The sequence below is a fragment of the Tersicoccus phoenicis genome (assembly GCF_001968835.1).
Taxonomy (GTDB): domain Bacteria; phylum Actinomycetota; class Actinomycetes; order Actinomycetales; family Micrococcaceae; genus Tersicoccus; species Tersicoccus phoenicis.
In genome coordinates this window covers 26,841-35,511 of sequence record NZ_MRDE01000115.1, presented here as the reverse complement: position 1 = coordinate 35,511, position 8,671 = coordinate 26,841, and the positions used below count along the sequence as shown (strand labels likewise).

The following is an 8,671-nucleotide window of genomic DNA, read 5'->3' as shown; positions in this document are numbered from 1 at the left end:
CTGGGACGGTCAGCTCGAGGAGTCACCACCCCACCATCATCGGTGCCGGCATCAGCTACGGTCATCGTCATCTCGGATCTCGTTCCAATCTCGCCCCATACAATGGGAAGCACATCAACCCTGTTGTCTCACACCATCCTGACGCACAGGGCATTCCGCCGGCTTGCCGCTGGTTCATGTCAGCCGCCGCACCGCGAGCGTGCCCGAGATGCGCCCGAGCAGGATCACCTCGTGTGTGCCGTTGGGGAGGTCGTCGAGGCCGATGAGTGCACGTGCCTCCCCGGTTCCGGTGGCGTCGGTATGGGAGACGATCGTCGCGACGGCGACATCCTCGCCAGGCACGAACCCGTGAGCCGTGACCTCAGCCAAGCGCGGCACCCGGCGGGCGTGACGACTCCGACGAGTCTCCGGTACCGAGTTCTCGGACGGTGCCACTGCGCGTCGAGGCTTGCGGGTGCGGAGGATGTCGGTGAACACACTTCCGTCGCTCTCGCGAACTTCGACACGGACCGCGATCGTGCGGTCCTTGGTAATGGCATCCATGAGCGGCCCGAACGTCGCCCGCGTCCACGCGCTCGCACCCGACTCCTCGAAGTGGGTTCCATCCACCGTGGCGGTGAGAGTGCCGTCATCGGCAACGGTGACGAGGACGTGCGGCAGCTCGACGGGCGCCATGTTCTCGTCGTCGGTCGTGGTGGATCGGCGCGGGCCGGTGACGTTCATCGGTGATCTCCCGCTGCGCGGCTGCTGGTGTCGAACAGCGCGAGTTCGTCGGGGTGGAGTTGGTGTTGGCAGACGAAGCTCCTGGCCTTGATCCGCCACAGTCCTTGGCCGACGCCGAGGTTCGGCAAGAGCTGCTGCTCCGTCCCGGTCAGACCGAGTGCCCTTGCGGTCGGCCCGAGTTGGTCGGACTCCTGCCGGTACACGATCCGCGTCTCGGCGTTCGCGAGCAGTGAGTTGGCCAGGGAGCGCATGGCGGAGCCCTGGTCGCCCACGTTGTCGAGGTCGGTGAGCTTGTGGAAGATCAGCATGTTCGCGATCCCGTAGTGCCGTGCGAGTCGCCAGTGCGCATCCATCCGCCGCAACAGCGCGGGATGGGACATGAGCCGCCAGGCCTCGTCGTAGATCACCCACCGCTGCCCGCCGTTCGGGTCGAGCAGCGCGGACTCCATCCATGCCGACGAGCACGTCATCAACACCGAGATGAGCGTCGAGTTCTCGGTGACCCGCGAGAGGTCGAGCGAGATCATCGGCAACGACGGATCGAACGCGACCGTCGAAGGCCCATCGAACAACCCGGCCAGGTCGCCGGCGACGAGACGGCGTAGTGCGTGGCCGACGACCCTGCCGTCCTCGGCCAGCCGGCCGTCGGCATCCGCGCTCGGGGCGAGGATGCGGTCGACGACCATCGGCAGGATCGGCACGTCGTTCTCCCGCACCGTCTGGGTCAGGGCGATGTCGATCGCGGTGTGCTCCAACGGCGACAACCCCCGCGCGAGCACAGTCTCCGCGAGCGCGCCGATCAGATCACGCCGCCGGGCTGCGACGGTCGAGGCCCACTGCTCATCCGACAGGCCACTGGGCCGATGGCCTTCATCGAGCGGGTTCAGGCGAGTATTGAGACCGTGACCGAGGACGATCGCGCGCCCGCCGACGGCGTTGGCAACCGCGGTGTGCTCGCCTTTCGGGTCGCCGGGCACGTACACGCGCCGCCCGAACGGCAACGACCGCGTGTACAGCGACTTCGCGAGCGATGACTTCCCGGAGCCGACGATCCCGGCCAGCACCACGTTGGGCGCGGTGATGATCCCGCGCGCGTAGAGCACCCACGGGTCATAGACGAAGCTCCCACCCGAGTACAGGTCTTGACCGACGAAGACCCCATCGGCACCGAGCCCACCCTCAGCGACAAACGGATACGCACCCGCCAGCGTCGCCGACGTGTCCTGATGCCGCGTCAGATGGAACCGGCCCGGAGTGCGCAGCCGCGCCGCGCCAGGCTCGCCCGCCTTCGGCAGGCAGATAGTTGCGCGGCGCTCGGCACGCTCCTCCTCGGCCTTCGCCTTCGCGGCGGCGAGCGCAGTCCTTCGCTGCTCGGCGTGGAGCCTGGCCTCGGCCTTGCGGCGCTGCTTGCGGAGCTTGCGCCGCTCCTTCGACGGTGCCACCAGAACGGCAGTGTGCAGCCGCGCGCGATCCTCGGTCACCGCACCAGCCCCCGCGCCTGCTTGGCCGCCGTGATCTTGGCCGGCTCGAACCACGACCCATCCCGCTTCGCCGTCGGCACATCGGCCCGCTCCGGGGCACCCGGCGACGAGTACGACCCCAGCAACTCCGGCCCAGCCTGCACCGGAGAGGGTCCGACCGGTTCGGCATCCTGGGGCTCTGCCTCCGGCTCGGGGTAGCGGCGCAGCAGCGAGACGTAGCCGACGTGCGTGTTCACGACCAGCGCGTAGTCACCCGACATCGCCACCCGGTCGTTGGTGCCCTCGCCGGGCCCGTCGTAGACGTACCCGTTCTCCAACGCGGCTTGCGTGGTCTCATCGCCGTAGTCCCACTGCGCGAGGAAGTCCACCGCATCGACATGCCCCAGCTCACCGAGGATTCGCAACGGTCGGTCAGCCTCCTCTCCCTGGACGAACACCACGCTGACCCACCGCGACGACACGGTCTCCTCGATGGCGGGCTCGGGGTGCCAGGCGATCCGCCCCGCAGCGATGAACCCCTCCGCGAGCCGGTCATACGCCCGGTCGACGAGGTTCGCAGCCTGACGCAGCTCCTCCGCAGCAGCGAGCGCGTCTCGCACTCCCGCCTCGTGGTCGCCGGCGTCGTTGAAGGCGTGCGCGGCCTTGCGCTCGTGAACATCGGCGATCTGGTCGAGCGCCTGCCGCAGCGAGCGCATCCCCGAGGACAAATCACCGATCACCCCGTACATCTCGGCAGGCTGATCGAACCCCCGGCTCGCGTGCGCGAGCCCGCGCAGCGCCTCGGACGCCTCGGCGGCGTCGGCGGTCGAATCGAAGAACGTGGGCATCATGGACCTCCTGCGTCGTGTTACTCGAAGGTGCGCCCAGGACACCGCCCTGTCGCCCAGCTCCACTCATCAGGGCGACGGCCGCGTCTGGGCTCGCGCGGGACCGTGCGTCAGAACGAATCACCTGCCCACACAAGTCAGACGGGTGCCGCCCAGAGAACCGCCCTACGTGGCCGACATCTAGCTGGGCAAGAAGGAGCCGCACGACGGGCAGGGTCTCCACCTCGATGACCTCCGAGCACGAACTGCCGACACGCTCGTACCTGGGCCGGACGACTCAGCCCGGCCACCCTAGGATGGGAGCAAACCGTAGGACCAGTGGCTGTCTGGGGAGGAGCACTGAGTGCAGGAGGCGCAGGCGCTGCCGGGGCGTGACCTAGGCGAGGACACCCTCGGGCTCTATCGGCGCGTCCTGGATCGCGTGCGTCGCCGCCAGGACTCGCACAACGCGAAGACCATCTACTTCGGCAGCGAGGCGAAGCACGATGTGCTCTCAACGCTCGCAGAGCGAACGCAAGAGCGTGCCACCCTGCTCTACATTGTCGATGCGGATGCGACGGTGCAGAACGACCAAACCGACGTACTCTGGCAAGACTTGGCCGCAACTGGAGTCGAAACACAAGCCATCTACTTGGTTGCCCACCTAGGAATCCTCGACGCTGAGTTCATCGCCCAACTTAGCGCACAGGAGGCCGATGGCATCAAAGTTCGCGTCGCGAACGTAGCCTGGTTGAGCGACGACTTGGCAGCCACGGCAGTTTACGACTGCGTGCTCTCTGACGATGCGGTGCTCGTTTTCTCCCCTTCAGTGATCGACACCGACCGCAGTGGACTCTGGACAGTCACAGTTGCCGACGAACACCTGTCAGCTGGTCAGCAGATGCTCTCCGACCTATGGAGTATCGCTCGCGGACTCGATGACTTGCCAACGGACCTTGACCTTGAAGAGCCCCTCGCTCAGAGCGCCCGGCTGATCGGGGATGTTGCTTCCGTGCTTTGTGTCGGCGATCACGTGGATGTGGACGGCTGCACTTGGTATCACGGTGTTTGGCAGTACCTCCGACTCATGGATATGGTCTCCACCCCAAGCTGGCACCACGACTTCTACTCACGCGAGCTTAATCAGGCCGTCGAACTTGGCGCACGATCTCCAGTCGTCTCTGGAACCGCCGACTACTCAGTCTTTGCGTACTTGGTTGGCGCACTCGGCGACTCGGAGAGCCATACCAAGCTGACCGTCGTCGATCAATGCAACACGCCACTGTTCGCGTGTCAGTGGTACGCAAAGCGGGTCGGGGTACGCGTCACAACCGTCTCCGATGATATTCGGAGTTATGCCAGTTCGCATGCTGGCCAGCACGACCTGATTGTGACCGACGCCTTCTTGACTCGGTTCTCGGCCGACGAACGTCGTGAGGTTCTGCGGGATTGGCACACGATGCTCATTCCCGGTGGACGTGTTGTCACCACGATCCGTATCCATACTGGCCCGTCACGCGGGCAGACTCCCGATGAGGCAGTCGCTAGTTTTCGCGACCGCGCGACAAGCCGTTGGCGTCGCTGGCAACCGTTTGTGGGTCTAGAGCGGCAGCAGGTCGCAGCAATGGCTGAATATTACGCCCGGCGCATGATCAGCAACCCAATTGGTGGCGAGCTTGATATCCGTGAACTAATTGAAGGCTTCTTCGTGATTGAGTCTAGCGAAGTCGCGAGTGTCCCCGGTGAACTTTACCCCACTGACTATCTGAGAGTCGTCCTCCGAAAGGAAATCTAGTAATGACAAACTGGCATGTGGAACGGCTCGCCGAGCCTGCGCTCCAGGGCCTATCCACCGGAACTGTCGATCGGCGGGCCATGCACCTCCACGGATCGTGGGGGAACTTCTACGAGAACACGATCGCGCTCGACACTCAAGCGCCCTATTCGCGACACGGGTATGGTTTCGCTGCCGTGAACACCCGCGGGCATGACGCAGGGACCATAAGCGAAGACCTTTCCGACACGTCCTCTGATATCTCTGCCTGGATGGATCATTTCGACGCACAGGGGACGGATCGGTGGGTGCTTCAGGGGCACAGCCTCGGCGCTCTGAAGATCATTCGAGGAATGCTGGACCACGCATTCGGAAACCGCGTCAGCGCCGTCGTCCTGCTCTCGCCATTCGATCTTCCCGCATTCTATGCAGGCTCCGGAGACGCGGGCGCGATCGAGGCCAAGAAGACCCACGTTGAACAGCTCATGGCCAAGAGAGGCGCCAACGTTGCGGTGCCAGAAGACATCTTCTCAACGTGGCCCGTCTCACTGGGCACAATCCGGTCGGCCTTGAGCATCGGCGGGCCGCTTGACGTTTTTCGGAGCAGGGACGGAGATGTCAACTCGGTCGGAAACGTGGGAGTTCCGACCCTAGTGGTACTCGGCGGCGCAGACTTCGCGGCAACTCCCGACAATCATCGGGTTGCTGACCTGGTTGAGAAGGTTGGTGCAGAGGTCACGCTCGTTGAAGGTGCTCCGCACAACTTCGCCGGCTTCGAGGTTCAGGTCAACGCGGCCATTGCTCAGTTTCTGGCCAAACTCGCATAGACAGTGGACATCACTTCAGTTGCGCTGCGCCTCGCGACGCAGTCTGATGACCCTGTGGGCGATGTTGTAGCGATACTCCAGGCCGAACTCAACATCGATTCGCCGCCAGCCTGGCCCGCAGTCAGTTCGAAAGACTCGGCGATCTGTGTATCTGCCTTCGGACGGCAAGAGGACGTAACGGTCGACGAGATTGTTGCGTGGATACATCGTGGGGAGTCCGTATTTGTCGGTCTGCTTGGCCGGGTGCTGCCTGATCTCTCGTTTGGATCGCCCAGCCGCACCAACCTCCAATCGGAACTTGTCGCCGCACGCGAAAGTGGACCCAGAATCAGCCTCCAACCAACTGATGAGGTCTATTCTGGAGTCAAAGAAGAAGTCAGTCGACGAATCGTTGAGGGAGGTTCGATCGGCCTGGTTGGTCCTAGCGCCTCTGGCAAGAGCGTACTTCTTCATTCGGTTACCCATTCGCACCAGAGGTCTCGGCGATTCCTCTGGATAGACCTCGCGGACCCTCGATTCGGCCTTGCTGGCTTCCTGGCCGAACTGGCCACGATCCTCCAGCAGCCTGGGCTGCCAGTTTGCGTCGTTCTCGACGATGCCCAGTCCAGTCCAGTTGTTGCGGAGAGTATCCTGCGTTTTCTGAAAACTACCGAGCTGCCGTCGGTCCAGTGGGTGTGCGCTGGCTGGCCAAGTGTCGTTGATCTGGTCGCACGCTTCGCTCTCGGCGACAGCATCATCTACACGGACGCTGGCGATCTATGCCGCAAGATAGTTGGCTCCGTGTCCGCCAGTAGTGAGGTTTCCGAAGTCATGCTCGGTCTCGCAAATGGCAATGCGCTCGTGGCGGAGCTCGCAGCGGAGGCATACGGCAAATCGGGCTTGGCTCCGTCAATCTCTGACCTCGCGCGCCTTGTGTACGAATCGTCGCTGCGAGAGCTCGCGTTCAGTCAAGGGGAGCTCGCGACCTTGCGCCACCTCGCTTGTCTTGGCATGTTCGAGATCGACGCAGATGAGTCCCTGTTCGACCGAGAGTCTCAGAAGTCGATCCGATCCCTTCTGGAACAAGGGGTGTGTCGAAGGAATGGCCCCTATGTCTTCTTCGGTCATCGAACTGTCGCCAGGCTTCTGGTTCACCACTTGGATTCAAACCGATTGGTGGAGAACCCAACCTCTCCTGTGCGAGTCGCTGTGCACTACCTTCGCGAAGCGGGGCCGATTCAGCTGAAAGTCACCCTGGATCGACTGGACCTAATATCTATCGCTGGTTCAGACGATCAGTTTGGAGCGGCTTTCCTGGCGCGCTGCTGGACTGCGCTGAATGTCCTGACTCATCATCTTGCGCACCAGGTCGACGAAGATCCAACATGGGGAGACAACGTTGCATCGGCAGTTTTTGCCGCGGAAGCGTTCGCTGAAGTGGGGATGCACGCGGAGTGGGGTGCTTGCGCTGAGTATGTGCGGGGAAGGTGGCTAACGCCCGCGAACGAACCTCTCCCGCTGCATACCGAGGGCGCCACCCACGAGAGCGATGATTTCTCGACAATCCAACAGCGGATGATCCAGGAGGACGCCGAAGACGCGGTGGACGAGTGGATTCCTGGAAGTGACGTGGACCTTGATCGGTTCCACAGGACGTGGGTTCTTGGCCTGTTGCTTGGGTTCGAAGGTAAAGCCATGGACCGTGATGCCGACCGCCTGCGTGAACTCCTTCGCATGGCTGAGGTCAGTCTCGACGCAACCGGCGGTTATTATCCGGCGCGCGTTCCATGGGTCACCGCGCGCGTCCTAATCGGCCTCGCCGCGTGCGGGCGTACGGTACAGGTGAGTGAGGTGGCCACCCGTGCGGCCGGATGGCTAAGGACTCGCCCCCCAGCTGGACCGGCCCGTATCGGAGGAACCTGGCGCTCGGGAACTGGGACGTGGAATACGGACTTGCAGATCACCGCGCTGGTCCTGCTCAGCCTCGGAAGAGCCGGCGTTGATCCGGCTGATCGTGTCGTGAGGAGTGGCCTGCAAAGGCTTCGGAGCGGACGGAGCGAGTGGTATCGGCCCGGCAAGGAGATCGATGCTGCGCAAGGCCTCGAAGCCGCTCTCGTGTTGGGTGGCCAGTGGCGCGAGTACGAGGCTGAACTCAGGAGTCTTCTCCAGTGGTGTCAGGACAGCCGCTCCTGGCAGGGGACTCGCGAGCTCGCGAGCGTGTCGCAAGATGAGAGCAGCAAAGTGCCAGCCGTCGCCAGCGCCCTTATCGCCGTTATATGGGAGACAGTCCGTTCAGAGCTGCCGTTGCTCCTGCAGGGACTGGTCGGGGAAGGCGACACGGGGGTTGATGCGCACATTGAGGCGCAACTTGTGCGGTCTGAACGGGAGCTCAACAATCTGAAGAAGCAGATCGAGACGGAGGTTCAAAACCGTCGTCAGGTAATCGCTCGGGGCAACGCTGCGGAAGAGATTCGGCAGGCCTTTGAGCAGTGGAATACGCGCTTGGTGAGGGCGGAGGAAGTCAAGCAACGCCTGACTGATCTCCGTGCGACGCCGGACGCGCCAGCGACGACTGCACTCGTGGAGGAGATCGACGCGCTCGGAGTCGACATTCTCGGAGATGCTTACTCGCCGATTGGAAATCCGCCGTGAGGGAACGCGTTGGCGGGTGGATTCCGGAGCCCGATCTGCTGAACTTGCTATTCGGCGCCCTTGTCGCAAGCGTCATTAACGTAGTGACTGCATTGATGCTCGGGAGCGTCGCTTCGAGCGTCTTGGCGGGTGCCGTGGCTGTGGCCACGGGCCTGAGTCTGGTGTGTATTGCTGTCGGTGGTCTCGCATTGGTGGCGACGAGGTGCAAGGAAGAAGCGGTGCTCAGTGGTGCAAGTTTGCTCACCAAGTCCGAGCTGAAGGCGCAGTATCGCAACGAGCTCAATCAACGCTCAAATAGGCTTCTCTTCCTCATTGTGACCGCGATCGTCGGGGTCTTGATCGCGCTATCGCCCCTGATCCTGTGGGGAATCTCCTTCTTTTGGGGCGACGCGGCTCCGGGAAAGTAGCGTAGTTAGTTGGGGGACACCG

General features: G+C 63.2%; 7 protein-coding genes. 4 read left to right on the top strand and 3 right to left on the bottom strand.

What is annotated here, in order from left to right:
- Positions 1-174 precede the first annotated feature (174 nt).
- The 3 genes from BKD30_RS15370 to BKD30_RS15360 are packed head-to-tail and all read right to left on the bottom strand — an operon-like array spanning position 175 to position 3,034.
- Complete coding sequence (locus BKD30_RS15370; protein ID WP_076705985.1) at positions 175-723, bottom strand: hypothetical protein; 549 nt, start codon at positions 721-723, stop codon at positions 175-177.
- The gene (locus BKD30_RS15365) at positions 720-2,204 is read right to left on the bottom strand and encodes an ATP-binding protein (protein ID WP_076705983.1); all 1,485 of its coding nucleotides are present in this window, start codon (positions 2,202-2,204) and stop codon (positions 720-722) included. Before BKD30_RS15365 ends, BKD30_RS15370 begins: the two co-directional genes overlap by 4 nt.
- The gene (locus BKD30_RS15360) at positions 2,201-3,034 is read right to left on the bottom strand and encodes a hypothetical protein (RefSeq protein WP_235861743.1); all 834 of its coding nucleotides are present in this window, start codon (positions 3,032-3,034) and stop codon (positions 2,201-2,203) included. Before BKD30_RS15360 ends, BKD30_RS15365 begins: the two co-directional genes overlap by 4 nt.
- 340 nt (positions 3,035-3,374) lie before the next feature.
- Between BKD30_RS15360 and BKD30_RS15355 the strand changes: the two genes are divergently transcribed.
- Genes BKD30_RS15355 through BKD30_RS15340 form a run of 4 tightly spaced genes read left to right on the top strand, consistent with a single transcriptional unit; the run spans position 3,375 to position 8,649 of the window.
- Positions 3,375-4,805, top strand: a complete 1,431-nt coding sequence (locus BKD30_RS15355; RefSeq protein WP_076705981.1) for a hypothetical protein — start codon at positions 3,375-3,377, stop codon at positions 4,803-4,805.
- Between the two features lie 17 nt (positions 4,806-4,822).
- Positions 4,823-5,611 (top strand): alpha/beta hydrolase family protein, encoded by a 789-nt coding sequence (locus BKD30_RS15350; protein ID WP_143588234.1) that lies wholly within the window; start codon positions 4,823-4,825, stop codon positions 5,609-5,611.
- A 3-nt stretch (positions 5,612-5,614) separates the two neighbouring features.
- On the top strand, positions 5,615-8,242 hold the full coding sequence (locus BKD30_RS16020) for a hypothetical protein (RefSeq protein WP_143588233.1): 2,628 nt from the start codon (positions 5,615-5,617) through the stop codon (positions 8,240-8,242).
- On the top strand, positions 8,239-8,649 hold the full coding sequence (locus BKD30_RS15340) for a hypothetical protein (RefSeq protein ID WP_076705975.1): 411 nt from the start codon (positions 8,239-8,241) through the stop codon (positions 8,647-8,649). Before BKD30_RS16020 ends, BKD30_RS15340 begins: the two co-directional genes overlap by 4 nt.
- The last annotated feature ends 22 nt before the right edge of the window (positions 8,650-8,671 follow it).

Excerpts from the sequence above, each read along its gene's own strand:
- BKD30_RS15360 (WP_235861743.1), bottom strand. The coding sequence starts at position 3,034 with ATGATGCCCACGTTCTTCGATTCGACCGCCGACGCCGCCGAGGCGTCC.
- BKD30_RS15370 (WP_076705985.1), bottom strand. The coding sequence starts at position 723 with ATGAACGTCACCGGCCCGCGCCGATCCACCACGACCGACGACGAGAAC.